Genomic DNA, 25954 nt, shown 5'->3' with positions numbered 1-25954 from the left:
TTACAAATATGTATAGGAATATATAACTAATAAAGTAATCTTCTTTTATTTTGTTGAATATTTGGTTTAGCATATTTTTTCTATGTTGTTGTTTTTAATTTTTTCTAAAATATATTCTTCTACTTTTTTAAAAGAATAATTTCCAATAATATCTAAAAGTATTTTATTTTTAGATATGGAAATCATTAATTCATCTTTCATGATTTCATTTGTTTGGAGTTCTATAACATTTTTTCGTAAAAAATTTAAAATGTACAGAATTGATTTTCCTTCTGCTGTTCCTATATTTACAATAGGTATGTTTTTCGTTTGCAATATTTTTATATAGCTATACACTACATCATCTATATGTATAAAATCCCGTATCGCTTCACCACTGTTTACAAGAGTTAAAGTGCCATTTTTTTTGTAGATGTTTATAATTTTAGAAATTACAGAAAAATTGTCATCTCCTCCATACATATTAAAAACCCTAGTAATTGTGTAGTCAATATGGTTGTCCATACAAAATTTTTCGATTAGTCTTTCGTTAGCAACTTTTAATGAAGAATGCAGACTTAATGGATGTGTCTCATCATTTTCTGAACACGATGTGTTGTTTCCGTAAACAGAACTGCTACTAGTGTATATAATTTTATTGATATTAACTTTGTTGGATTTCAAATATTCCAACACTTTAGCTGTAGTTGATATGCTTCTATTTACATAGTCTATAGGACTATCAAGCTCATATAGTTTTGTAGAGATTTGAAATTGATTAAATATAATATTAGTTTTTTCAAAGTTACTGAAGTTAATAGCATTTAAAGCCTCTATATTTGATGATGAAATCAAAGCGACATTTTCAATAGCTTTATGTAAGTGTTTTGATAGGTTGCTATTTTTACCAATGATTATATTTAATGTCATTCTTATTTACTTTAAAATTTCTAAATACTGTTTAATCTCTTTTTGCTCAGAGAAAATTGTTTGTATTATATTGTTGTTATTGATTGTAATTTTCTTTTCTTCATCTATATTTTGACAAACAGATAATAATTTTGCACTTAAATTTTCAATATCTCTATTTTTACACAAGTGAAACTTTAAGCCCAATTCTTTAAGTTCCGGGAATGAAGTATTATCATAGGTTATACATATAAGATTATTTGCTAAAGCTTCTCTAAAAGAGAGACTGAGCCCTTCACCGTAACTTGGGAAGATAAAGATGTCGGCTTTTTGAAGATACTCTGAAACTTTATCTGTAAAACCGGTAAATTCTATTTTATCTTTATATTCAATATCTTTATAAAAGTCTAAAAATGACTTTTTATATTCATCGTCATATCCACCAACAATAAATAGTTTGAAATCAATTTTGTTTTCAACTAGTATCTTGCAAGCTAAAATAGCGTCAGTTTGACCTTTTGCATCTGCAATTCTACCTGTGTGAACGATATTTATACCTTCGTGAGCTGTATGTTTTGGTTCATTAAATGTGAATGAGGAATATATCATTTTAGACTTAGAGTTTTTCCCAAATGGAATAATCAGTTTTACATTTTTTTCTAAATGTTTTGACGTAGCAATGTGGTAGTTTACATCACTGTAAATTAATCTGTGAAACCAATCTTTTTTTGACGATGATTTTGTAGTGCTATGTCTGATTATAAGATTTATGTTTAAACCTAAAAAAGCAAAGTAAAGAGACTTAAGCTCACTGGCTCCAAAAAATACTACATTTTCAATGCCGTATTTTTTAACAATCATTCTTGTCTTAGTTATAATAGACAAACTAAATGATTTATAGAAGTCTATTGTTTCAAAAGTAATATTATCATCAGTAAGTTTATTGTGCATAAAACTATTTTCTTTTACTATTAAAATAGTTTTCGCATATGGAGACAGTTTTTTTGAAAAAGAGATAGCATCTAGCTCCATACCGCCACGATAAGGTGATAAACAAATAACCGCAGTTGGTTTTTTACTTATTTCCAATTATTAGCTCTCAATTCTTCAATATATTCTTTAATTGTTCTAGTTGGTTTCCAACCTAATGCCTCAGTTTTAGATGATATTACATCGGCTGTCATTCTGTTGCCTTTTCTCTCAGGTAACATTTGAATCTCACCCTTATACATCTCAGCGATTTCTTTGATACTGTATGCTTCAGGACTTCCTATACCAAATTCGTCTCCATAACCATTTTCGCCAACTAAGACTAATCCATCGATGATATCATCAATATGAGTAAAATTTCTTTTTTGACTACCTGGACTGACTATTGTAAGTGGCTCACCGTTTTTCATTTTCTCTTTAAACAGTGCTATAAGAGTCGCATATTTTCCTGTTTGGATCTCTCTTGGTCCATATACATTGTAAAAATATGTAATTGCATATGGAACATTAAACCAAGCTCCATAGTTTTGTACAAGTTCAGTATTGGTAGCTTTTGTCCAGGCATATGGGCTGGCACTTCTACCCAAGCCGCCGTCACCAAACTTTGTGCTGCTTCCGGCATAGAGTATTTTACATCCGTGCTTTCTCACAAATTCTAAAACTGCAAAAATACCATCTTTATTGAATTTCCAAACTTTTTCAATATCGTCAAAGCTCTGCTCGACTCTTGAATATTCACCTAGATGATAGACCATGTCCGGTGCAAAATCGATTAGTTTGTCAATATCTGCTGTTAAGCCTTCTATGTAAGTTACATTTGCAACATGATTGTCTTTAGAACCAGTAAAATAGTTGTCTAGTGAATATACGTCGTTATTTTCATTACTTGCCAGTCTTTCACATAAGTGACTTCCAACAAATCCCGCACCACCAGTTACTAATATCTTTTTTCTCATATTGCTTTATTACCTATAGATTGATTTAAGAAAAGATTTTACAATATGCTTGCTGATTTTATGCTGTTGTAGACTTGCTCCGTAGTTATATTCTTCATGCAAATATTATCTTTACAATTTTTCATAATATTTGTTTTGTAACAAGGAGAACACGGTAAATTAGCGTTTATAATATGAATTTTATTTGTTGGACTTTGATAAGGACCAGTTTCATGTGCTGGAGTAGGTCCTATTAAAGCAAAAACTTCAGTATCTACAGCTGATGCTATATGCGCTGTTCCTGTGTCGGTTGCAATAAGTCCAACTGCATTATTTATAATGCTAATTAAATCCGGTAGAGAAGTTTTTCCGACTAAGTCAATGACATTGTGTGGATAAGGCTTTAAAATATTAAAAAACTCATCTTCACCTTTATTCCCGATAATGACAACCTTTATTTCTTTGCTGAGTTTACTTATTAGTTCTTTCCAATTGCTGTTCTCCCAAGCACGATAATTTAAAATATTTCTTTTTTGATGAGAGTTACTAGGACTTATTATAATGTATTTTTCATTAAGATTTATATTCTGTCTTAGTTCGTCTTTTGAAGTTCCCATAAGTTTTGGAAAGCTTTGGTTATAGATATCTTCGCTAACAATATTTTTAAATGCCAACTTTGTAATATCTACCATATGTATTACATTTTTTGGAATTGACATATCATTGAAGAAGTAGCCTGTTTTTTTAATGGACTTAATAGCATAAACTAAGCTTTTGAACTGTTGTCCGCTCTCAAAGTTTATTAATAAATCATAAGCTTTTTTTTGAGAGTTGTTGATAATTTTTCTTTTTTGAGAGCTTAAAAATATAGGTATTTTTTTATGTTTTAAAGGAAAAACTTGATTCACTCTTGAATCTTTGTTAAAAAGTGTACCTGTTCCTGGAGTACATACAAAATCAATTATAGTATCATTGCCAAATTGAAGCCTCAGTGCATCTATAACACTAGTGGCATAGACTAAATCTCCTAATGCCCCACAGCGAATAATTAAAACAGATTTTGCTGACATATTAGGGAATACCTTGAGTTGATTTTTGTAATTATATCAAGTTTAATTTCTAATGAGTATAGTTAGTGTAAAATACCGTTACTAGTTTATGGAGATATATTTGCAAAAAGTTTTAAAAAGATTTTCCCCCTATATAAAAGAATACAAATTACAATATTTTTTAGTCCTTATAGGAATTATATTAACAGTTAGTGCAACCGCTGCTACTGCTCATATAATGAAACCATTAATGGATGATATGTTTATAGATAAAAAAGAAGAGATGCTTTATATTATTCCAGTTGGACTTATGGGCATATATTTTTTAAAAGCAATTGGGCGTTATATTCAATCTGTATATATGAACTTTATTGGTCTTCATATGGTAACCCGTTTTAGAGAGTTGCTTCTTAAAAAGATGATTAGTCTAGATATGGGATTTTTATATATGAACAGAAGTGGAGAACTTATTTCTCGTGTTACAAATGATATAAACAGAATTCAATATTTTGTATCAAACATGCTTCCCGAGCTTTTTCGTGAAACACTTACGGTTGTTGCTCTTATCATATACATAATATATCTCAACCCTATTCTTGCTTTGTATTCTTTAGTTGTAGTTCCGTTAGTTATTTATCCACTTATTTTAATTGCTAAGAAGTTAAAAAAATATTCTCATCGTTCACAGGCAAAAAATGCAGATGTTGTGACAAGACTTACTGAAGTTTTTAATAACAGTGAGATTATCAAAGCAAATGCAACAGAAAAGTTTGAAATTGATCGTTTTAGTGTACAAAACTGGCAGTTTTTTAAAATAAATATGAAGTCAGTTTATGTTGGTGAGATAGTTTCTCCAATGATGGAAATTATAGGTGCTGCTGGACTTGCTGCTGTTATTTTTGTAGGTGGAAGAGAAGTGTATAATAACAATATGACGGTTGGTGAGTTTACGGCATTCTTAACTGCTGTAGGACTAGTATTTCAGCCAATACGCCGTATAGGATCAATTTATTCAAAAATTCAAGATGCGATTGCTGCAAGTGAGAGAGTCTTTGAAATCTTAGATACTAAAAACAAAATTATTGACGGGCAAGAAGTTTTAGAAGATGATATAAGAGAGATAGAATTTAAAAATGTAGTTCTCAAATATGAAGATTCTTTTGCACTTAATGATGTAAGTATAAAAATCAAGCAGGGTCAGAACATCGCACTTGTCGGTGATAGCGGCGGCGGGAAAAGTACATTTATAAATATGCTGCTTCGTTTTTATGACCCGGATTCAGGTGAAATCTTAATAAATAAAAAAGATATAAAAGATTATACGCAGGACTCTTTAAAGCATCATGTTTCATTAGTAACTCAACGTATTTACATTTTCCAAGACTCACTTGCAGCAAATGTTGCATATGGACAGGAGATAGATGTCAAAAGAGTTGAAGAAGCTTTAAGATTAGCAGACGCCTCTTCTTTTGCAAACTCATTGGAAAATGGCATAGATACTATGATGGAAGAGTTCGGAGCAAACCTTTCAGGAGGTCAGCGTCAACGCGTGGCAATTGCAAGAGCTATTTATAAACACTCTTCATTACTGCTTTTTGATGAAGCAACATCGGCACTTGATAATGAGAGTGAAAAAAGAATTCAGGCAGCACTTGATGAGTATACAAAAGATAAGATAACCATAACAATTGCGCACAGACTGAGTACTATTGAACATGCTGACAAAATCTTGGTTATACAAAAAGGTAAGATTGTAGCATCAGGAAATCATAGTGAACTTTTAGAGAATTCAGACGTTTACCAAAAATTATCTGGAGAGTTTGATAAATAAATTAATAGGTTTATTAGTATTTTTTAGAGATAATCGCGGTAATTAAACAATAAATGGATTTTTTATGCTGGATTTCTCAAAATTTTTAAAGTACTCAAAACCAGGTCCGAGATATACAAGTTACCCGACAGCACTTGAATTTAGTGATGCTTACGGATATGATGAATATATACAAAAGTTAGAATCACAAGACCCTTCTCGTCCTCTTAGTCTCTACTTTCATCTGCCCTTTTGCAGAAATGCTTGTTACTTCTGCGGTTGTAATGTTGTTTTTACTTCTAAAGAAGACAAGATGCTTCGTTATGTGGAGTATTTAAAAAGAGAGTTGAGCATACTCTCAAAGCACATAGACTGTAATCGTGAAGTTCTTCAGATGCACTTTGGCGGCGGGACTCCGACATTCTTTAGTGCTGAGCAACTTAAAGTGGTGATTGATGAGATTAAGTCTTACTTTCCAAACTTCCGCGTAGATGCCGAGATCAGTTGTGAGATAGATCCTCGTCACATAGATGAAGATCAGATGCGTGTAATGAGCGAAGCAGGGTTTAACCGTGTAAGTTTCGGTATTCAAGATTTCAACGAAAAAGTTCAAGCCGCTGTTCATAGAATCCAACCATACAACGTAACAAAAGATGCGATGGATCTAGCTAGAAAATATAACATGATATCTGTAAATGTAGATTTGATTTACGGACTTCCTTATCAGTCATTAGAGACTTTTAAAGAGACTTTGTCTCTTGCCCTTACACTAAATCCGGATAGATTTGCCGTGTTTAATTACGCTCATGTTCCTTGGCTCAAAAAGACAATGAGAAAGATAGATGAGACTACTCTTCCTCTTCCGGATGAAAAACTTCAAATCATGCAGTATACGATAGACTTTTTAACATCTAACGGATATAAGATGATTGGTATGGACCACTTCGCAAAACCAGAAGATGAGCTTTTTAAGGCAATAGAAAAGGGCGAACTCCACAGAAACTTCCAAGGTTATACGACAAAAGGCGGAGCTGACTTAATCGGAGTTGGACTTACCTCAATCGGTGAAGGAGTTGATTCTTACAACCAAAACTTCAAAGTAATGAGCGAGTATGAAGAAGCTATAGATGCAGGCAAGTTGCCGTTTGAGAGAGGGATTGTCTTAAATGAAGACGATAGAATCAGACAATATGTGATTATGGAACTTATGAGTAACTTTAAGCTTGATATTAAGAGATTTGAAAAACTTTACAACATAGACTTTAAAACATATTTTGCAGATGCTATCGAAGCGCTTAAACCGTTTGCAGAGGATGACCTGCTTACAATGGATGAGAATTTTATAGAATGCAGCCAGACGGGGACTCTTCTTATTCGTAATATTGCAATGCCTTTTGACGCATATATGAAAAAACATGCTTCAAACTCTAAGACATTCTCAAAAACGGTGTAAAAATGAGCAAAACGCCTCAAGATATTTTTGATTACGCTAACATCACAGACGACTGTGTAAAGTGCGGAAAGTGTATTCCTGTTTGTACTATTCATAATGTTAATGCCGATGAGGTTACATCTCCACGTGGTTTTTTGGATCTTTTAGGGGCTTACCAAAGAGGAAATCTTGAGTTGGATAAAACGGCAAAAGATATTTTTGAGAGCTGTTTTTTATGTACAAACTGTGTAGAAGTATGTCCTAAATCACTTCCTACAGATATGGTTATAGAGCAAGTTCGCTCGGACGTAGCTAAGAAGTTCGGTATAGCTTGGTATAAAAAAGCATTCTTTTTGCTTCTTCGTCATCGCTGGCTGAACGACCTTGCTTTTAAGCTTGGCTGGGTGTTTCAGACTTGCGGATTTAAGATAAAAGCCGACATAGACTCTATGAATTCACGCTTTTCTATTCCTATGCTAAAAGCGGACAGACTTCTACCAAGTCTTACTAAAACATCATTTTTAAATTCTCACCCTGAGAATATCTCTAACGGCGGGAAAAGAAAAGTTGCTATATTCATAGGGTGTTTGGGTAATTACAACTATAAAAGTGTCGGAGAGAGTCTTTTAGAGATTTTAGAGCATCTGGGTATTGATGCATTTTTAGCAAAAAATCAGAAGTGCTGTTCGGCACCTGCTTACTTCACGGGTGATTTTGATACAGTCGATTATAATGCAAAGTTCAATATCGAGTATTTTGAGAGTTTCTCCAAAGATGTCGAGGCTATCATTGTCCCAGAAGCCACATGTTCTGCTATGCTTAAAATTGATTACGAGCATTACTTTCATGACCAGCCTGAGTGGAAGGCAAGGGCAACTGCAATTAAAGACAAAATTTTCATGGCGACAGAGTGGTTACAGCACCATACACAGCTGGAACAACTTTTGGCATCTAAGAAAAAAGATACAAAGATTGTAACATATCATGATCCGTGTCATGCTAAGAAGATGCAGGGAATACACGCTGAACCGAGAAACTTGATCAGTAAAAACTATAACATAGTAGAGATGAGTGATCCAAATGCATGTTGCGGTTTTGGCGGTGTGACCATGCAGAGCGAAAAATATCACTTTGCAAAAGCTGCAGGTATTCCTAAAGCGGCAATGATTAAAAAGACTAAAGCGGATGTAGTGAGTGCCGAGTGTAGCGCCTGCAGGATGCAGATAAACGCTTCAATGAACTATGCCGAGGTTGAGACAGTATTTAAAAACCCTATTGAACTTATAGCAGAGGCATTGAGAGCATAAATGACGGCATGGAATCATATATACGATAACTTTGACCCTATAGCTTTTCATATATTCTCTTTGCCTGTTCATTGGTATGGGATGATGTATGTTCTGGCTCTTGTTAGTGCCTTATATATAGGTAAATATTTCATTAAAAGAGACAATCTTGACTTTAGAGGTAAAGAGATTGACAACTACTTCATATATGTAGAAATAGGCGTAATTCTCGGTGCAAGACTCGGATATATCTTGTTTTACGATACACAGACACTATACTATCTATCTCATCCTTGGCAAATATTTAACCCTTTTCAAAACGGTGAGTTTGTAGGCATCAGAGGCATGAGCTATCACGGAGCTATTTTTGGCTTTTTGATAAGTACATATCTATATTCAAGAAAGCATAAAGTCGCTTTTGGAAAGATAATGGATCTTGTTGCCATCAGCGTACCTCTTGCCTTTGTATTTGGGCGTATTGGAAACTTTCTAAATAAAGAGCTTGTCGGACGTGAGACGGACGTCAGTTGGGGAATTTTAGTAGATGGAGTTCTTCGTCATCCTTCACAACTTTATGAAGCTGCTTTGGAAGGATTTGGTGTTTTTCTCGTTGTCTACGCATATAGAAAATACCAAAGATTCAGCGGCGAACTGATTTTAGTTTATGCCGTTAGTTACGGCATATTTAGAGCAATCGCAGAGATTTACCGTGCTCCTGACGTCCAGATAGGTTATGTTTGCTGCGGTGTTATTACGCAAGGACAGGTTATGAGTCTGGCAATGAGTCTGGTAGGAATTATCGCTTGGGTTTATTATGAAAGAGTTGCAAACAAAGAGTTAAAGAAAAACTCTTAAGACTTTCTATCGTTACGATGAAGTTTTTTGTCTTTATGAACAGACGATTTCCAGAAGTGGTTTACTAGCCAGTATCCGCTCAAAGATCCAACTACAGAGTAAAAAAGAGTTCCGGTATAAAGGTCTATAAAAATATTATCAATATTTTTGCTAAACCACTCCAGAGTCATCTCTACATTTAGAGGTTCACTTCCTAGAAAATAGGCACCGGTCATATATTCCATATAGTACATTGGAGGCATAGTAAAAGGGTTGCTCAACCAGCACATAGCAAGCCCGATAGGGACATTGAATTTAAAAAACGGCATCATAGCAAGTACAAGCAGCATCTGCATCGGCATTGGAATAAAAGCAATAAAAAGACCTATTAAAACAGCTTTTGATACCATTCGTCTATTTGTTGATAGATATTCAGGCGGCACTTTATATTTTTTGATAAATTCTTTTAGCTTTTCACTTTTACTTATTTTTTTAAGATTTTTTCTAACCATAAATGCTACTTATTTTTTTACTACGATTATATCTTTATACAACTTATATTTTTACTTATATTGTTAATTTATTCTATATGTTCAGAAGGTTCGCCAAAGTAATATCCTTGAGCAAAATCAACATCTAATTCAACAATCTTATCAAAAATATTTTTAGAGTAGACAAACTCTGCAACTGTTTGTATATTCATTTTTTTTGCAAATTCTACAATTGTCTGAGTAATCATCTGAGAATTCTTATTTGTGTCTATATTTTTAATCATGGAACCGTCTATTTTTATATAGTCTACTTTTAGTTTCATTAAGTATTCAAAGTTTGAATATCCTGTTCCAAAATCATCGATAGATACTCTTGCGCCAAATTCTTTGACTTCATTGATAAACTTTATGACTTCATCAAAGTTCTCTATACCTTCAGATTCGATAATTTCAAAAACGATTCTATCACCCATTTTAGTAGATGCCAGCTTATTGATAATAAAATTATAGATATCTTTATTTAATATGTCTTCTACAGATATGTTGATTGATACAAGATATGAAGAATCTTTAAATTTTTCAAATGTCTTTTCAATCATTATCTTTGTAAGCTGATGATAGAGTTTATTTCTTTTTGCAAGTTCCAAAAAGTGTATAGGCGCAATATGTATATTTTCTTCGTCAACCATTCTCATCAGAGATTCATACTTAACTATTTTTTTTGTTTTGGCATCTACAATAGGTTGAAAAAGAGGGACTATTCTGTTTTCATCAATAGCCTTCTTTAAACGTTTTGTCCAGCTGAAGTTCTTCTCGTACTCCTTTGCCATTGCCATTGATTCATCATAAAGCAAAAAGTGCTTTTTGGTTTTCTTTGCAACTACAAGAGCAGTATCTGCGTTGACAAGGAGCATGCTTGTTCCGTATGCCAGACCCATTGTGGCACTTAAACTTACTTCACCGTTTGAGTCAAGCTTAAAGCTTTTATTGGAAATCTTGTCACTGACAAAAGAAGCAAAAGTTGTAAACTCTTTTAAGTCCATTCCTTTTTGGCAAAGATATGCGAACTCATCCGAGTGAAGTCTATATAGTGAGCCATCTTCAGGTACGAGCGTTTGCAAAAAGTTGGCAAACTCTTGAAGCAGTTTGTCTCCTGAGTCATCTCCGTATAAATCATTTATCTCCTGAAAAGAGTCAATATTTATAATCATTAAAAAAGAACTGTTTTTCAATTCCAGTCTTTCGGTTAGTCTTCTTCTGTTTTGCAGACCTGTTAGATTGTCAAAATAAAATTGATGCTCTATTGAATCTAGCATCGTATTAAAGACATCTTTAATAGAGTCTATCTCTTCTATGTTGTCATTAACCTCTACACGCTTTGTCATATCATTTGAGTTTGTAATATTTTTAATCGCATTAGAGAAGTTTTTAATAGGTTTTATTAAATATTGATCCAGTTCTATAAAAATAGCTAAAAATATTACTAACGAAAAAGCAGCAATAAAAATAATAAAAAAGTTAATCATCTGAGTTAGTGAGATTTTTAACTCATCTACAGGATAAGAGATGCTTATTACTCCTAGTGTATCACCAATCTTACTGTTTGTATGACACTTTAAACAAGCGTCTTTGGCTATAACAGGGTAGTGGTAATTTATATAATCCATATTAGAGATATTTAATGATTCTTTTCCTATCATTGCTTCTTTTACGGCAGGGGCTGATTCACGTGCTTTTTTATCCTTTGCGATATCACCGTAAAGATTCGCGACTATGCTGCTTCTGTAGACATTTACTTCCATGTTTTCATCTACAGTATTTAGTCTGTTTATAATCTCGTTAAGGTCATCTTTGCTCCAACCTCTTTGCATAGCAGAGTAGAGAGATTCAAAAATAAGCATACTGGTTTTTTTAGCATCTATATGTGCAAGAGTAGCAATTGCATTTTTTTTCATGTATTCACTGTATGTATATGCTGAAATAAGGGTAATGAAAAGTGTGGTAAGCATTATTTTTGCTGTTATTCTTGTGTAAGTTGTTTTGTGCGCCATACTTTATAAAGACCTTTTATATAATTCTTTCGTTTTGTCTTAGAATAATATATCAATTTAAGATTTTACATATTGTACCTAAGTAGAGTGTACTTTTTTCTTTACTCCACCTATTTATTTAATAATATGCTAAAATTCGACTTATATTATAAGAAGGTTGTTTATTTATGTCATTTGAAAAACTGGGGCTTATCAAGCCATTGCTTGGAGCCATCAAAGAGTTAGGTTATGAGCATCCAACACTTATACAAAAAAGAGCCATTCCTTTGGTCTTGGCAAAAAGTGATATATTTGCCACTGCTCAGACAGGAACAGGTAAAACGGCAGCTTTTGCTCTGCCTATTTTACAAAAACTCAGAAATACTACTGCCGATGAAAACAGAGCCATTAGAGCCGTTATACTTTCACCTACCCGTGAACTTTCTATTCAGATACATGAAGACGTAAAAAACTATTCCAAACATATGAGTCTGACCAGTGCCATTTTAGTCGGTGGCAAGGACCTTGATACACAGATCCGTTCTCTTAAAAAAGGTGTTGACATCGTCATAGGAACTCCGGGCCGTTTTATGGAGCTTATGGAAAAAGGTCTTGATTTTTCAAATATTGAAGTTTTTGTAGTAGATGAAGCAGACAGAATGCTTGATATGGGTTTTTCAAAAGAGATAAGAAAAATCCACCTGCAACTTCCAAAAAGACATCAGACACTTCTTTTCTCGGCAACATACAGTGACAAAGTCAGAAAACTCTCAAAACAAATATTGACAAAACCGGCTTTTATCGAGACTGCGAAGAAGAACACTACGGTAGATACTATAAATCAAGTAGCTTATATGGTAGATACTGACAGAAAAGCTGAACTTTTAGCTTATCTTATAGGTTCAAGAAACTTTCCTCAAGTATTAGTATTTACAAAAACAAAAGTCAGTGCGGATGAACTTTTTTTAGAGCTTCAAAAAGACGGTCTTAAGTGTGGAATCATCCATGGGGACAAGACACAGGCAAATAGACTAAAAACACTGACACAGTTTAAAGAGGGCAAGATAAGAGTTCTTGTCGCAACTGACATTGCGTCCAGAGGATTAGATATAGAAGAACTGCCGTATGTAATCAACTATGAGCTTCCGTCAGTGCCTGAAGATTATGTTCACAGAGTTGGAAGAACCGGTCGTGCGGGTAGAGACGGTGAAGCTATTTCACTTTTAGATATTTACGAAAAGTATGACATAAAAGATATTGAGAGACTTATAGGTCAAAAAATTCCACAAGAGACAGTAGAGGGTTTTGAACCTGATCCTACAATTAGAAGAAAAGATCAGGATGAACTAAAACTAAAGAGTGAACACAAAAAAGTTGAAAAGAAAAGACCTGCGAAAAAAACGTTTGTAAAACCTATCTCAAAGAAAAAAAGAAAAACTACGAAGAGAGATTAGTACTCTTCAATTTCTTCGTCATCAAACAAACGGTGATAAAGTAACCCGTAGCTGATATATGTCATAGGGATTGTCCAAATCAGGCCTATACCAAACGGTATGGCGCTAAGGACTATTATGACTCCACTTAGAAGTGAGAGTCCAAAAAACTTAAACCACTGCTTAGTGACTGTTTTACGGGAAAGTTCCATCGCTTCCCAGACATTCATACCTTTATCCACTATAAGGGTATATACAAAAGCATAAGATACTGCAAGGTATACTCCAGGAATTATAAAAAGTATCAAACCAAGAGTAATTATAATCGTCATAGCCACATAAGCGAGCATAATCGGTATTATCATGCCGAAGTAGTTGAAGATCGATGGGACTTCCAGAATCTCATCTCTTGCACGTTTTACACCAAGAAGCATGATTCCGATTAAGATAGGAAGAGTAAAAAGCATCTCGACTGTGGATGAGGCATAAATACTAAGCAGTGAAGCAGTGTCTGGAAATATGAAGTTTAAAAGTGATTTAACAAAAACCGCAATAAGAATATATATGATTAGAGAGCCTATAAAGGTTAGTTTTACACCCTCCGCACGACGCAGTCCCTCTTTTAAAACACCGGTTATAGAGAAATCATAAGACATGACAATCCTTTTTAAGCTATTATATTTGAAAAATGATATTATTTCAACATGTTTGAAAATTATGAATTAGAAATATTATATCAAGATGAGCATCTGGTGTGCATCAATAAACCAAGCGGGCTTTTAGTTCATAAGTCTATGATAGACAGACACGAGATATATTATGCCATGAAGATTCTTCGTGACCAGATAGGGCAGTGGGTATATCCCGTTCATAGACTTGATAAACCAACTTCTGGTGTTTTACTCTTTGCTCTTGATAAAGAGAGTGCTAAACTCATGTCAGAGCAGTTTAAAGAGCATACAACCAAAAAAACATATATCTGTGTAGTGCGCGGATATACGGATGCATCCGGGCTGATAGATCACGCTCTAAAAGAGAAACTAGATAAGATAGCCGACAAAGATGCAAGTAAAGAAAAAGAGGCTCAAGAAGCCGTGAGCGAGTATGAAACATTAGATTCGGTTGAGCTTGATTTTGCAGTAGGAAAATACGACAAGACCCGCTACTCACTTGTAAAAGTCAAGCCGGAAACAGGAAGAAAGCATCAGATACGAAGGCATATGAAGCATATTTCGCATCATATCTTAGGCGATACGAAATACGGAAGAGGGGAACATAATATATTTGTGCGTGAGCAGTTTGATTGTCACAGACTGCTTCTTCACGCATTATCTTTAGAGTTTAAGCATCCATATACTCATGAAACTCTGCTCATAGATGCAGAGTTAGACGAGACATTCAGCTCTATTATTGGTTCATTTTTCCCACGGCACACGACACAAAACTCTTTGCTTTAAGTCCTGTTGCACTGAAGGCTCCAAGATTTTCGTCATGCATAGGGTAGCCTAAACTTCTCATCTTTTTACGAAAAAGCTTCTCATGCTCATCGTCTTTTATTTTAAGTGTGACCACCCTTGGTTCCTGTTCCAAATCTACTTTGACTTCACCGAAATCTTCTTTGAGTGATTCTTGTACAGTATTCGCACATCCGCCGCATTTTATGTTTAGTGCTCTAAAACTCTTTTGCATTTATTCCCCTCCAAAGCTTCCTCTTTATTTAAATATTTTACTACATTGAACTTTATCAATGTTTAATTTATACTCTTAATGTATAATCGCTTGAAATATTCACAGGAGAAACCATTGGAAGCAATCTATCCGTACGCACATATTATTCACCTTATCTTGGCAATCATCTTTTTGGGTTATGTATTTAGCGATTTGGCCGTCATCTCAACGCTTAAAAATAAGTTTGACAAAGAGACACAGCAAAAAATAAACCAGACTTTAGGAAAAAGAAGTTTTAAGATATTTCCTCTTACTCTCCTGTTTTTAGTCCTTACAGGCGGTATGATGATGTCAAAATACATCAACTCAAATGCAGGTTTTTTTGAGACTGGCTTGCAAAAAATATTAGTCTTTAAAATTGCTCTTGTTCTCATAATTGTCATCGGAGTTGCATCTAATCTTTATGTTAAATTTACAAACGGCAAAAAAAGCAACTTTATGGAAAACCACTTTCATAAACTTGTCATCGTTCTTGGACTTTTCATAGTCATAGCTGCAAAGTGGATGTTTTTAGTTTAAACCTAGATGCCAGAGTACTCATACCCGCTTTACCGCCCGCCCGCAGAAGCTGACAATATTATTATACAAGCTACTTACGGGTGCAGTTACAACAACTGCACCTTTTGTTCTATGTACAAGACAAAGGGCTTTGAAGTAAGAACTATAGAAGATCTATTTAGAGATGTAGACACTCTCTCTGAATTATATCCGGATGCAAGAAAAGTATTTTTAGCAGACGGGGATGCTCTTGCATTAGATACGGACTACCTTTTAAAACTCTTTACATATTTAAAAAAATCTTTTGTAAAACTCGGACGTATTTCTCTTTATGCATCTGCACAAAACATACTAAACAAATCAAGCCAAGAGTTGGAAAAACTTAGAGAAAACGGTTTGAGCCTAATCTACTACGGAGTAGAGACGGGCAGTGACACCGTTTTAAAGAAGATAACAAAAGGTGTAAACCAAAGCGAAATCATCGAGTCACTAAACAAAGCCTCAGATGCAGGACTTAAAATATCTGCTACAGCCATACTTGGCATGGGCGGAACAAAATACTCAGATGAGCACATAAGAGAGAGTGCAAAGGTCATAAACGCTACAAGAGTAAACTATCTCTCAACTTTGCAACTCGGACTAGAAGAGGACTCAAAAGAGAAGTTTTACAAACACTTTAGTGACTTTGAGATGCTTGATGACACAGAGTTGTTGCAAGAACAAAAGAAGTTTATACAACTTTTAAATCCGACTAATAAAATAATCTTCCGTTCAAACCACGCATCTAATGCACTGCATCTGGCAGGAAACCTGCCCAGAGAGAAAGAGAGACTTATAGAGGAATTGGACAATGCTTTAAGTCTCGGCGAGAAAGCTTTTGTGCCTAGGATGTTCCGCGGGTTTTAAATCCTTTTAAGCCTTCACGGCAACAACGGCAAACTCAGTATGTTCTTGTTCATATTTTGAACCTGCAACGTCTTTATATACTTCTTTAATGATAAAACCTGCACTCTCAAACTCATTTCTTAGCATCTCTATACTAAAGTGTCCAAACCAGTTATATATAACCTTAGAGCTTTGCTCTTCAATGATTGTATATTTATCTAATGTTACTTTTTCATCCTCATATTTAAAAGTATTGACAAATCCATAGTAGTCATTTGGCGACCAGAACTTGTTGAGTTGGTTGTACTCGTAAGTTGCACTCTCTTGTTTTTCTTCAAAGCCCTTTAGTGAAGATACATCAAGTAAAACACTTCCGTTTGCATCCAATAGTTTGTAAAATTTATCCAGCAGCAGTTTTCTTTGTTCAGGGCTGAGTACACAAAAGTCACACATTATCATAGTGATAAGGTCATATCTCTCATTTGATTCATATTCTAAGTAGTTTTGCCAAATATAATTTATATTTAAACCCTCTTGTATAGCAAAGTTCTCTGCATAATCTATTGAGCTTTTTGAAAAATCAATGCCTGTTACGCTAGCCCCTGTTTTAGCCAAAGCCGAGGTGTAAAGACCGACAGCACATCCAAAATCACATATTCTACTCTCTTGATTTATTGAGAACTCAGAAACAATCCAATCAACGGATTTATTTATAAACTCTTTGTTCCTGGATGCTAAGTCAATGTCTGGATTTAGATGATAATATAGCATCTGTTTAGATGTATAAGAATCAGCCCAAAGTAGTTCGGCCGTGTAAAACTCAAAAAGTTTCGGTTTTGTATTTATCTCTTGTAATTGTTTGTACATTTTTGTCTCCAAATAATTTATATATTTAGTGACAACTATTGATATCTAATTAGTTGTCACCAACTTTTCTTTTGATAGATTTATATTTGATTTATTTGAATTCATAATGCACCTCCTGTGTTTGTCTACTGAGAATAATAACATAAAGATAAATAATGGGTTTTTACAAGTGAAAAGAAGGAATGATTTTAAGTTTTTTGATTGTTTGTTTTTGAAGGGTTCTACAAAATATAAATGGTGTCAAGAGGGGGACTTGAACCCCCGACCCCCGGCTTATGAGACCAGTGCTCTAACCAGCTGAGCTACCGTGACATTTATTTTGTAGGTCGGAATTATAACCATGGAAAGCTTTTATTTTCCTTTTGCCCGGTTATAATCCCAAAATTTAGAATATAGCAGTTTGAAACCTAGTAGCTCTCTCCAACTTCTGTGTTGGTTAGCATGTCTTCTTTAAATGCTACAACTTTGTTTCTCCCACCTTCTTTCGCCTGATAAAGTGCCATGTCTGCAAATTTTATACACTTCCAAATACTATCACTGTCTTTTGGAAAGTTTGAACAACCGACACTCAGAGTTTTTGAGAAAGAGTCACCATTTGCATATATCTTTTGTTTACTAAATTCAGTTCTTATGTTGTCTGCTATTTTAATAATATTTTCTTCTTCACAGTTATAAAGAAGAACTAAGAACTCTTCTCCTCCATATCTGATAGCCATATCAGCTTTACGTATACTCTTTTTTATTACTCCTGAGACTATACGGATTGCTTCATCTCCGACATCATGACCGTAGTTGTCGTTAATCATCTTGAAGTAATCAATGTCTATCATAAGCACACCAAAAGAAGTACCTGCACGTATAGCCTGAGGAACAGAAACATCAACAAACTCATCTAGAAATTTACGGTTGTACATATCTGTAAGCTGATCGACCCTAGCCATCTGGTTAAGTGTCTGCATCAGTTTTTTACTCACTATCGCAGGTCTTGCAGTCGTTATATAGTCTTCAATATCGCTTGTAATTGCTCTTACATACTCGGTGTCTTTGGTTCCTTTGGTAACAATGGTTAGAACTAATGTTAATTCATTTGATATTGTATATGGAGTACAAATATACTCTGTACCTTCAAGCTTATATAGTTCACATGAATTCTTAAAGATGCTTGAATCTACACTCGCATGGATTCGGTCTGCCCTACACTCACCATCTAAGATTCCACAATGACACCCTTTTTCAGAATATACAATTTTTTTGACCTTGTTCATCGTATCTATCTCTGTCATAGTGAAATCATCAAGTCTAAAATGATCTTTTAAAACAGAGGCAATTCTATTGTATATATCTTCTAAATCTTTATCATTTTCTATAGTCTGTTTAAATTTGTAGATGTCCGAGAGTCTTTCGATTGTTGTGTTAATGTTTATGAGCGGGTCGGGCTCTTTTACATAGTTTTTATTTTTGATAAATACATATACTTTTTTGTCTAATTCAGCAAATGTGTGCTGGAGTTTTTCCAGCATGGTATTGAGCATTTTTGCTACGATTTGACTTTCTTTGTTCTGATGACCTTTTATTCTTACTGAATAGTCACCGTGATATGCACTTTGCATAACGTCTCTTATTGAGTAAAATATATTTACAAACGGTTTTATAAATCTAGTAATGACAATAAACACAAGTATAATAGTGATAATGGTTATAGCCATATTATAAAGAACAGTTTTCATACTGCTTGTTCTAACATCTGTTATATCCATAACCATACTAACAACACCGAGGACTTCTCCTTCTTCCGCCTTATGGCAAGCCATACAGTTTGGAGTCCCATATTCAGTTGCTACAAAAGGTATGCTCACACGCATCATACTTTTACTGGGCATTTCAGTAGTTACAGATTTAGTTTTTCCAGACTTTAATACTTCTGTGTCTATTTTGTCCCTTGGTGTTTCATTGTTGTGACCTTCACCATATTGTTCTATAACGGTAGGTGAACGTGCAACCCAAAGCTGATTGATTTTTTCTACACTTCCAATTTGGTTTAGAAAGAAATCCCTCTGACTCATAATCCCGTTAACCATATGGGATGTTAATCCGATTTTAACAATCTCAGCAGTTAAACTTGCTTTGTGTTCAGCCGTTTTAATTCCATATTCTCTGAAATTAAATGCGGTGCTTACTATCATCGAAATAAAGAAAATAGTAAAGATGATTACTAGGGCTGTGATTACTTTTTGTCTGGATTCCATAATATTACCTTATACTTTTTTTAGATTCTATCACAAATATTATTATTTAAGGACATTGTACATTTAAATTTACGGTAGATTTTTACGAAAGATTACTTTTTAGTTTTTACAAGGAATAAATATTTAAGTAATTTACCAATAATTTACCTATAATTGGATACCATCCTTTTTATAAAATATATACAAAATTTATAAGGATATATATGAACTTTCAACCATTAGGCAAAAGAGTTTTAGTAAAAAGAGTAGAGGAAGCAAATACGACTGCTTCTGGAATCATCATCCCCGATAATGCAACTGAAAAACCTTCACAGGGTGAAGTTGTAGCTGTAAGTAAAGAAGTTACAGAGCTGTCAAACGGCGATGTAGTTTTATTTGGAAAGTATTCTGGAAATGAAGTTGCACTTGGTGCTGATAAATTTTTAGTTTTAGAAGTTGATGACATATTCGGAATTGTAGGATAACAAAAAGCTTTAGTGACCACAGCGGTCCAAGCGAAGTAAAAGGGACTTCGTTCCTTTTGAAGACTAATCAATGAGGGGTTCCCTTCATTTTATGAAATAAAATTAAGGAATTTAATAGATGGCAAAAGAAATAATTTTTTCAGATAATGCGCGTAATGCGCTGGCTCGTGGTGTTGAAAAACTAACAGATGCAGTAAAGGTAACTATGGGGCCTCGCGGTCGTAATGTTCTTATTCAAAAAAGTTACGGTTCTCCTGTAATCACTAAAGACGGTGTCTCTGTTGCCCGTGAAATAGAACTTAAAGACAAGCTTGAAGATATGGGTGCTCAACTTGTAAAACAGGTGGCATCTAACACTGCTGATGAAGCCGGTGACGGTACAACAACGGCTACGGTTCTCGCAAATGCAATCTTTAGTGAAGGTCTTCGAAACATTACAGCGGGTGCGAATCCTATTGAAGTAAAACGCGGTATGGACAAAGCTTGCGAAGCAATTTTAGAAAACTTAAAAGCATCGTCTAAAGCTGTAAACGGTAAGCAAGATATTGCTCAGGTTGCTACAATCTCTGCAAACTCAGATAGTGTTATCGGTGATATGATTGCTGAAGCAATGGATAGAGTGGGTCAAGACGGTGTTATAACTGTTGAAGAAGCAAAAGGTATTTATGATGAACTTGATGTAGTTGAAGGAATGCAGTTTGACCGTGGTTACTTAAGTCCTTACTTCATTACAAATACTGAGAAGATGATAGCTGAAATCGAAAATCCTTGGATTCTTTTGGCAGATAGTAAAATTTCATCTTTAAAAGATTTACTTCCGGTACTGGAGCAAGTTCAAAAAACTAACCGTCCTCTTCTTATTATCGCTGAAGATGTGGAAGGTGAAGCACTTTCGACTTTAGTTGTAAATAAACTTCGCGGTGTTTTAAATATTTCTGCTGTTAAAGCTCCGGGCTTTGGGGACAGAAGAAAAGCTATGCTTCAAGATATTGCAACACTGACTGCGGGTACTGTTATAGCTGAAGAGACAGGTCACACTCTTGAAGGTGCAACTATCCAGATGTTGGGTCAAGCTTCTCGTGTTGTAATAGACAAAGATAACACTGTAATCGTTAACGGTTCAGGTGATGAAGCAGCAGTTAAAGCCAGAATATCAGAAATTAAAGTACAGATAGATGCTACAACTTCCGAGTATGACAAAGAAAAACTTCAAGAACGTTTAGCAAAACTTTCAGGCGGTGTAGCGGTAATCAAAGTAGGTGCTGCAACTGAGACTGAGATGAAAGAGAAAAAAGACCGTGTTGATGATGCGCTTTCGGCTACAAAAGCTGCTGTGGAAGAGGGTATCGTTATCGGTGGTGGAGCTGCCTTAGTTCGTGCTGCTGCAAAAGTTTCTTTAGAGCTTGAAGGTGACCAGCAAATAGGTTGTGAGATTATTCTTCGTGCGGTAAAAGCTCCAATCAAACAGATTGCTCAAAACGCAGGTTATGATACAGGTGTTGTTGTAAATGCTGTAGAGAGTGCAGAGAATCCTAATATTGGTTTCAATGCTGCAACTGGTGAATATGTAGATATGTTTGAAGCCGGAATCATAGACCCTCTTAAAGTCGGTCGTGTAGCTCTTACGAATGCAACCTCAGTTTCAAGTCTGCTTCTTACAACTGAAGCTGCAATCTATGAGATACCAGAAGAAAATCCGGCAGCAGATATGGCTGGCGGAATGCCTCCACAAATGGGAATGCCGGGTATGATGTAAGCAAGCGTCAAAAAAACGTGAATTTATTCACGTTTTTAGCTTGCGCACCAGAGTCTGATATGCGAAGCATCAGACGGCGGAGTTTAGCGTCGGAACCACAGTCGATATCCGAAGGACCGACGAGGACTATTCTATAACTTTCGATTACAAAAAACAACTCTTACACTAAGCCTTTTTACCTCATTATCAATTAAAACAGCAAAAGCTCTGATTACGTATTTATTTATATACTCAGATGCAACAATCAGGATTCAATATGTTTGCAGCACAAAACTACAAAAGTGACTAAATTCAAATACTAAGTTTTGTTTTATATAATTAATTGTAATATTTTAGCGATACAAAAATCAAAATAAATTTTTGTAAGAGTGCTATATAAAACATAAGGAAAAGTTATGAATATAAATCGTCGCGACGTACTAAAAGTAGGAGCAGCAAGTGTGGCTGCAATTGCTGCAACTGCTATAACAGGATGTGCAGGGGCAGATGCTAAGCCAGATGCTAAAGCAGAAGCAGGCACAAAAAAAATTCTCGGCAAACACCAAGTTGTAGTAATTGGTGGAGGATTTGGCGGTCTTACGGTTGCTAAGGATTTAATGAAAAAAGATAAAAATTTTGATGTACTTGTCATTGAAAAAAATGACACTTTTATGTCTTGTCCTTTTTCTAATACTAATCTTGGCAAGCTAGAGGGTGTTAACTTAGGGACATTTGTATTTGATTATGCTCAGCCTGTTGATAAACATGGTTATAGTATGTTACATTCAGAAGTTGTTGCTATAGATCGTAAAGCTAAAACAGTAACTACTGCTGCAGGTGTTGTCGAGTATGGTATTCTTGTACTTTCTCCTGGTATTGCATATGATTATGAAGGTCAATTCCCAACTTGGTCAAAAGAGAAAATAGGACAAGTAGCTAGAAAAGCTCCATCAGCACTGATTCCAGGTTCTGAGCATGTTGCATTAGAACGTCAGCTTACTAATATGGAAGACGGTGATGTTGTTATAACAGTTCCAAATGGTAAATTCCGTTGTCCTCCAGCTCCATTTGAAAGAGCTTCTATGATCGCTGCATATATGAATAAAGAAGGGATTCAAGGTAAAGTAATCGTACTTAATCCTAAAGCTAAATTTGCTAAGTTTGGTGCGTTTATGGAATCTTGGAAAGAATTATATGCTGATAGAATCGTTTATGTTCCAAACTCTAAAGTTGATGATGTGGATGTTAATGCTAAAACTATCTCATACTCTACAGCAGCAACTGATATGGATGAAGCTAGTAAGAAAACTATCAAGTATGAGGTTCTAAACCTAATGCCAAATAACAGATCAAACCCTGTAGTTGACATGGCTGGACTTGAAACTTCTACAGATTCATTCAAAAAAGTACTAATGAACGGTTGTTCTTTCCAAACTAAAACAGATAAAGATGTTTACGCTGTTGGTGATGTAGTAGCTCACGCTATCCCACCAAGTGGTCAAACTGCTAACTGGTCTGGAAAACAGTGTGCAGAGGAAATCGCTCACCGCTTACATAAAAAAGAATATACTTTACCGGTAAAAACTGCTTCTGTAAAAGCAGGTAATGTATGTTACTCGATGGTTGGTGACAAACCGGAAGAAGCTATTATGGTTACTCATGACTTTAGTTGGACAGGCACGGTTATAAAAGGTGCAGGGCATGTACCTAAAGCTCCTAATGGCAAGTTCCGTTCAAAAGGTACAGCCAAGGCTACTAGAGATTGGTACCGTGGTATTATGGCTGACTTATTTAGTTAGACAGAAGTCTAGAAAGGGGATCCCCCACCTCTTTCTAGGTTTTAATTAAAAATTAGCTGTAGTTTTTAGTTGAAACTTAATAAAATTCAAGGAAACTTTATGGATAGAAGAAATTTTTTAAAAATTGCAGGTGTTGGTGTTGCTGTAGCAGTAGCACCTTCAACAATAACAGGGAGGCTTTATGCAAGTGAAAATGCACTCTTTGAATCATATGAAAAGGTGCAGCTTGTAGATGCAGATGGAAACCCTATAAAAGCATCAACACTTAAAAAAGAGACTAACTATGTTTTTAACTATCCGTTTGTAGGCACTCCTTCCATTCTTTTGGACCTTGGAGAAGAGACGGCTCAAAATATTACTTTAAAATCAGAAGACGGTGAGGAATATCTTTGGAAAAGTGGTGTTGGAGCAAACAGAAGTATAGTTGCTTATAGCGCTATATGCTCTCATCAACTAGCCCACCCGACTCCTGATGACAGTTTTTTACAGTATTTGCCTCGCGGTAAAAAGACTATGGCTTGTGAACAAAGCGGGATAATGGTTTGCTCTTCTCACCTCTCTGCTTTTGATGCTAAAAAGGGTTGTAAACAGATCGCAGGTCCTGCCGAACAGCCTTTAGCTTCAATTGTTATAGAGGTAGACAAAGATGACAATCTATGGGCTTCTGCTGTTCTTGGTCCAGATAAATTTCATGACTACTTTAAAGCATTTAAACCAGAGTTTAAAAAATACTATGGTGGAAAAAGAAAAGCGAAAAAACGTGTTAAAGAGAATGCTCTAACAGTTACTCTGAGTGAGTACACTAAAGAAATAATTCAATATTAAAGAGAGGAATATATGAAAAAAATAACTACAGTTATATTAACAATTCTACTTGCTTCTTCACTATATGCAGAAGATAAAACAAAAAAGGCTAAACTGGCATCTGATATGAGAACAATGCTTAAAGCTGTGGGAGCCATCCAAAGAGCAGGTTTTTACAACAATAAAGAGGGAGTTAAAATAGCTGCAAAAACTCTTATCTCAAATCTAAACTCATTAATAGAAACAGATGCAACAACATATTTGCCAGATTCCAAGGCTAATGCGGGTAAGTTTGCTAAAAAAAGAGCTAAGATGATTAAGATGTATGCTGAAGATTTAATAGTTTCTATTGAAACTGATGATTTTTCCGAAAGTCTTGAAGATTATAATCAAATATTAAAGCAGTGTACATCTTGTCACTCTAGAATCAGACAAAGACAATGGAAATAGTACAGAAAAAGGCACGATAAGATATATAAAGATTATATTTATCTTATTTTGCCCACTAAATTTACCTTGCTTCTTTAATAGCCTCAAGTGCAGCTTCATAGTTTGGTTCTGCAGTTACTTCGGGAACAATTTCTTTATAAACTATTGTACCGCTTCTGTCGATTACAAAAACAGCTCTTGCGCTAAGACCTTTTAGTTTGTTGTCATCCATTAAAACACCAAATGCTTTACTTACATCCTTGTTTATATAATCAGATGCAACAGTCAGGTTCTCAATACCTTCCGTAGAACAAAAACGATCAGCCGCAAACGGCAAGTCCATAGAAACAACAGTTGTCTCACAGATATCCAGATTGTTAACGTCTACGTTAAATCTTCTTGTCTCAGCAGCACAAGTATCAGTGTCTAATGACGGTACCGTTATGATAAGCTGAATTCTGTCTTTTGCCCCGCCGATTTCTACATCGCTTAAATCAGTTCCAGTCGCTATGACTACTGGTGCACTATCACCAACATTAAGTTCATTACCAGCCAATTTTACCGTGCTACCTTTGAAAGTTGTTGTTTGCATATAGTTTCCTTAAATAAATTTTAAAATATACTAGCATAAAAATAATGTAAGTTATCTTATTTAGTATATAATTGCTCTTGAAAAAATTATAAAGAGTAATAATGCAAAACCCTTTTGAATCAGGTCATATCAAAAACTATATTTTACTTTATGCCAGTGTTGTCGTGATAATGATTTTGTTTTTTATGGCAAGTACGATATTTAGAGAAAACAAAGAGATAGATAAAAAAGTGTTTAGTACAGAGGTAACTCAGAAGTCGGAAGTGGTACAAGAGACCAAGGACGAAGAACAAAGCCAAACCAAAAAGTTTAAACTTTTAGATAAGGCATATTAACTACTCTTTTGTGACTATGTAAAGCTGTTCGTGCTTTAAACGCTTAAGTATGTCCATAACTGTTACAAAGTCCTGAAATCTTGATTCTTTGTCACTTCTTAAAACTACAGTCTGTTTTTTGTCTATTTGAGCCAGCTCAGATTCAAGCTCTTTGGCATCTACTCTCTTTTTCTCAAAGAACATCTCGCCTTTGGCATTTACATAAACATTTATCTCTTTTTTAAGGTCTTCTTTTTTGCTTGCTTTTGCCTCTGGAAGTTCTACAGGTATAACACCCTGTTTTATAAATGTAGCTGTTGTTAAAACCATGACCAAAAGAACAAGCATAATGTCAATAAACGGGATAACGTTTATCTGGTCAAATCTTTTTGGTTCCTTTTTACATCTGGCCATT

General features: G+C 34.8%; 26 protein-coding genes and 1 tRNA gene. 14 read left to right on the top strand and 13 right to left on the bottom strand.

Annotated elements, in window-relative coordinates; translation table 11 throughout:
* Positions 1 to 66: 66 nt before the first annotated feature.
* Genes ABYK18_RS08155 through ABYK18_RS08140 form a run of 4 tightly spaced genes read right to left on the bottom strand, consistent with a single transcriptional unit; the run spans position 67 to position 3883 of the window.
* Positions 67 to 909 (bottom strand): NAD-dependent epimerase/dehydratase family protein, encoded by an 843-nt coding sequence (locus tag ABYK18_RS08155; RefSeq protein ID WP_373036168.1) that lies wholly within the window; start codon positions 907 to 909, stop codon positions 67 to 69.
* A 6-nt stretch (positions 910 to 915) separates the two neighbouring features.
* On the bottom strand, positions 916 to 1977 hold the full coding sequence (locus ABYK18_RS08150) for a glycosyltransferase (RefSeq protein ID WP_373036167.1): 1062 nt from the start codon (positions 1975 to 1977) through the stop codon (positions 916 to 918).
* Entirely contained in the window at positions 1968 to 2834 is an 867-nt protein-coding gene (locus ABYK18_RS08145; protein WP_373036166.1) for an NAD-dependent epimerase/dehydratase family protein, read from the bottom strand. Before ABYK18_RS08145 ends, ABYK18_RS08150 begins: the two co-directional genes overlap by 10 nt.
* 38 nt (positions 2835 to 2872) lie before the next feature.
* The gene (locus ABYK18_RS08140; protein ID WP_373036165.1) at positions 2873 to 3883 is read right to left on the bottom strand and encodes a glycosyltransferase family 9 protein; all 1011 of its coding nucleotides are present in this window, start codon (positions 3881 to 3883) and stop codon (positions 2873 to 2875) included.
* A gap of 88 nt (positions 3884 to 3971) precedes the next feature.
* Between ABYK18_RS08140 and ABYK18_RS08135 the strand changes: the two genes are divergently transcribed.
* From ABYK18_RS08135 to lgt, 4 genes are all read left to right on the top strand, one after another.
* A complete protein-coding gene (locus tag ABYK18_RS08135; RefSeq protein ID WP_373036164.1) occupies positions 3972 to 5693 on the top strand; it encodes an ABC transporter ATP-binding protein in 1722 nt (573 codons plus the stop codon).
* Positions 5694 to 5757: 64 nt separating this feature from the next.
* Positions 5758 to 7125, top strand: coding sequence for an oxygen-independent coproporphyrinogen III oxidase (hemN, locus tag ABYK18_RS08130; protein WP_373036163.1), 1368 nt, complete (start codon positions 5758 to 5760; stop codon positions 7123 to 7125).
* A 2-nt stretch (positions 7126 to 7127) separates the two neighbouring features.
* On the top strand, positions 7128 to 8411 hold the full coding sequence (locus ABYK18_RS08125; protein WP_373036162.1) for a (Fe-S)-binding protein: 1284 nt from the start codon (positions 7128 to 7130) through the stop codon (positions 8409 to 8411).
* Positions 8412 to 9245 (top strand): prolipoprotein diacylglyceryl transferase, encoded by an 834-nt coding sequence (gene lgt, locus ABYK18_RS08120; RefSeq protein WP_373036161.1) that lies wholly within the window; start codon positions 8412 to 8414, stop codon positions 9243 to 9245.
* Here lgt and ABYK18_RS08115 read toward each other — a convergent pair.
* On the bottom strand, positions 9242 to 9736 hold the full coding sequence (locus tag ABYK18_RS08115; protein WP_373036160.1) for a DUF2062 domain-containing protein: 495 nt from the start codon (positions 9734 to 9736) through the stop codon (positions 9242 to 9244). The two genes, lgt and ABYK18_RS08115, sit on opposite strands and share 4 nt — an antisense overlap.
* A 68-nt stretch (positions 9737 to 9804) precedes the next feature.
* Positions 9805 to 11766: an EAL domain-containing protein gene (locus ABYK18_RS08110; RefSeq protein WP_373036159.1), complete on the bottom strand. Its 1962-nt coding sequence runs from the start codon at positions 11764 to 11766 to the stop codon at positions 9805 to 9807.
* Between the two features lie 167 nt (positions 11767 to 11933).
* On the opposite strand from ABYK18_RS08110, the gene ABYK18_RS08105 reads away from it, so the two are divergent.
* Entirely contained in the window at positions 11934 to 13199 is a 1266-nt protein-coding gene (locus ABYK18_RS08105) for a DEAD/DEAH box helicase (RefSeq protein ID WP_373036158.1), read from the top strand.
* On the opposite strand, the gene ABYK18_RS08100 is transcribed toward ABYK18_RS08105, so the two are convergent.
* Entirely contained in the window at positions 13196 to 13834 is a 639-nt protein-coding gene (locus ABYK18_RS08100) for a hypothetical protein (RefSeq protein ID WP_373036157.1), read from the bottom strand. The two genes, ABYK18_RS08105 and ABYK18_RS08100, sit on opposite strands and share 4 nt — an antisense overlap.
* A 48-nt stretch (positions 13835 to 13882) precedes the next feature.
* Here ABYK18_RS08100 and truC point away from each other — a divergent pair, with 48 nt between their 5' ends.
* Positions 13883 to 14635: a tRNA pseudouridine(65) synthase TruC gene (gene truC / locus ABYK18_RS08095; protein ID WP_373036156.1), complete on the top strand. Its 753-nt coding sequence runs from the start codon at positions 13883 to 13885 to the stop codon at positions 14633 to 14635.
* Here the strand turns inward: truC and ABYK18_RS08090 are convergent.
* Entirely contained in the window at positions 14586 to 14867 is a 282-nt protein-coding gene (locus tag ABYK18_RS08090; RefSeq protein WP_373036155.1) for a cation transporter, read from the bottom strand. The two genes, truC and ABYK18_RS08090, sit on opposite strands and share 50 nt — an antisense overlap.
* 114 nt (positions 14868 to 14981) lie before the next feature.
* Between ABYK18_RS08090 and ABYK18_RS08085 the strand changes: the two genes are divergently transcribed.
* Both ABYK18_RS08085 and ABYK18_RS08080 read left to right on the top strand, forming a co-directional pair.
* Positions 14982 to 15425 carry a hypothetical protein gene (locus tag ABYK18_RS08085; protein ID WP_373036154.1) on the top strand — a complete coding sequence of 148 codons (444 nt, stop codon included), beginning with the start codon at positions 14982 to 14984 and terminating at the stop codon, positions 15423 to 15425.
* A 6-nt stretch (positions 15426 to 15431) separates the two neighbouring features.
* Complete coding sequence (locus ABYK18_RS08080) at positions 15432 to 16310, top strand: radical SAM protein (protein WP_373036153.1); 879 nt, start codon at positions 15432 to 15434, stop codon at positions 16308 to 16310.
* A gap of 6 nt (positions 16311 to 16316) precedes the next feature.
* Here the strand turns inward: ABYK18_RS08080 and ABYK18_RS08075 are convergent, their stop codons facing one another.
* The 3 genes from ABYK18_RS08075 to ABYK18_RS08065 all read right to left on the bottom strand — a co-directional run bounded on the left by ABYK18_RS08075 (position 16317) and on the right by ABYK18_RS08065 (position 19402).
* A complete protein-coding gene (locus ABYK18_RS08075; RefSeq protein ID WP_373036152.1) occupies positions 16317 to 17156 on the bottom strand; it encodes a cyclopropane-fatty-acyl-phospholipid synthase family protein in 840 nt (279 codons plus the stop codon).
* A 235-nt stretch (positions 17157 to 17391) separates the two neighbouring features.
* A tRNA-Met gene (locus tag ABYK18_RS08070) sits at positions 17392 to 17468 on the bottom strand.
* A gap of 95 nt (positions 17469 to 17563) precedes the next feature.
* Positions 17564 to 19402, bottom strand: a complete 1839-nt coding sequence (locus tag ABYK18_RS08065; protein ID WP_373036151.1) for a diguanylate cyclase — start codon at positions 19400 to 19402, stop codon at positions 17564 to 17566.
* 203 nt (positions 19403 to 19605) lie between these two features.
* On the opposite strand from ABYK18_RS08065, the gene groES reads away from it, so the two are divergent.
* The 5 genes from groES (at position 19606) to ABYK18_RS08040 (ending at position 24654) form a co-directional block, all read left to right on the top strand.
* Positions 19606 to 19866: a co-chaperone GroES gene (groES, locus tag ABYK18_RS08060; RefSeq protein ID WP_373036150.1), complete on the top strand. Its 261-nt coding sequence runs from the start codon at positions 19606 to 19608 to the stop codon at positions 19864 to 19866.
* Positions 19867 to 19984: 118 nt separating this feature from the next.
* Positions 19985 to 21622, top strand: coding sequence for a chaperonin GroEL (gene groL / locus ABYK18_RS08055; RefSeq protein ID WP_373036149.1), 1638 nt, complete (start codon positions 19985 to 19987; stop codon positions 21620 to 21622).
* Positions 21623 to 22017: 395 nt separating this feature from the next.
* Positions 22018 to 23400: an FAD-dependent oxidoreductase gene (locus tag ABYK18_RS08050; protein ID WP_373036148.1), complete on the top strand. Its 1383-nt coding sequence runs from the start codon at positions 22018 to 22020 to the stop codon at positions 23398 to 23400.
* Between the two features lie 99 nt (positions 23401 to 23499).
* The gene (locus ABYK18_RS08045; RefSeq protein ID WP_373036147.1) at positions 23500 to 24225 is read left to right on the top strand and encodes a sulfur oxidation protein; all 726 of its coding nucleotides are present in this window, start codon (positions 23500 to 23502) and stop codon (positions 24223 to 24225) included.
* A 12-nt stretch (positions 24226 to 24237) separates the two neighbouring features.
* On the top strand, positions 24238 to 24654 hold the full coding sequence (locus ABYK18_RS08040; RefSeq protein ID WP_373036146.1) for a hypothetical protein: 417 nt from the start codon (positions 24238 to 24240) through the stop codon (positions 24652 to 24654).
* 61 nt (positions 24655 to 24715) lie between these two features.
* Here ABYK18_RS08040 and tpx read toward each other — a convergent pair whose 3' ends face one another.
* A complete protein-coding gene (gene tpx / locus ABYK18_RS08035) occupies positions 24716 to 25225 on the bottom strand; it encodes a thiol peroxidase (protein ID WP_373036145.1) in 510 nt (169 codons plus the stop codon).
* Positions 25226 to 25326: 101 nt separating this feature from the next.
* On the opposite strand from tpx, the gene ABYK18_RS08030 reads away from it, so the two are divergent.
* Positions 25327 to 25560: a hypothetical protein gene (locus ABYK18_RS08030; RefSeq protein ID WP_373036144.1), complete on the top strand. Its 234-nt coding sequence runs from the start codon at positions 25327 to 25329 to the stop codon at positions 25558 to 25560.
* Here ABYK18_RS08030 and exbD read toward each other — a convergent pair whose 3' ends face one another.
* Positions 25561 to 25953 carry a TonB system transport protein ExbD gene (gene exbD, locus ABYK18_RS08025; protein ID WP_373036143.1) on the bottom strand — a complete coding sequence of 131 codons (393 nt, stop codon included), beginning with the start codon at positions 25951 to 25953 and terminating at the stop codon, positions 25561 to 25563.
* Position 25954: the final 1 nt, after the last annotated feature.

This window comes from Sulfurimonas sp. (assembly GCF_041563495.1).
Classification (GTDB): Bacteria; Campylobacterota; Campylobacteria; order Campylobacterales; family Sulfurimonadaceae; genus Sulfurimonas.
Note: the sequence above shows the minus strand (reverse complement) of the source record. Positions and strands in the feature narration are given on the sequence as shown.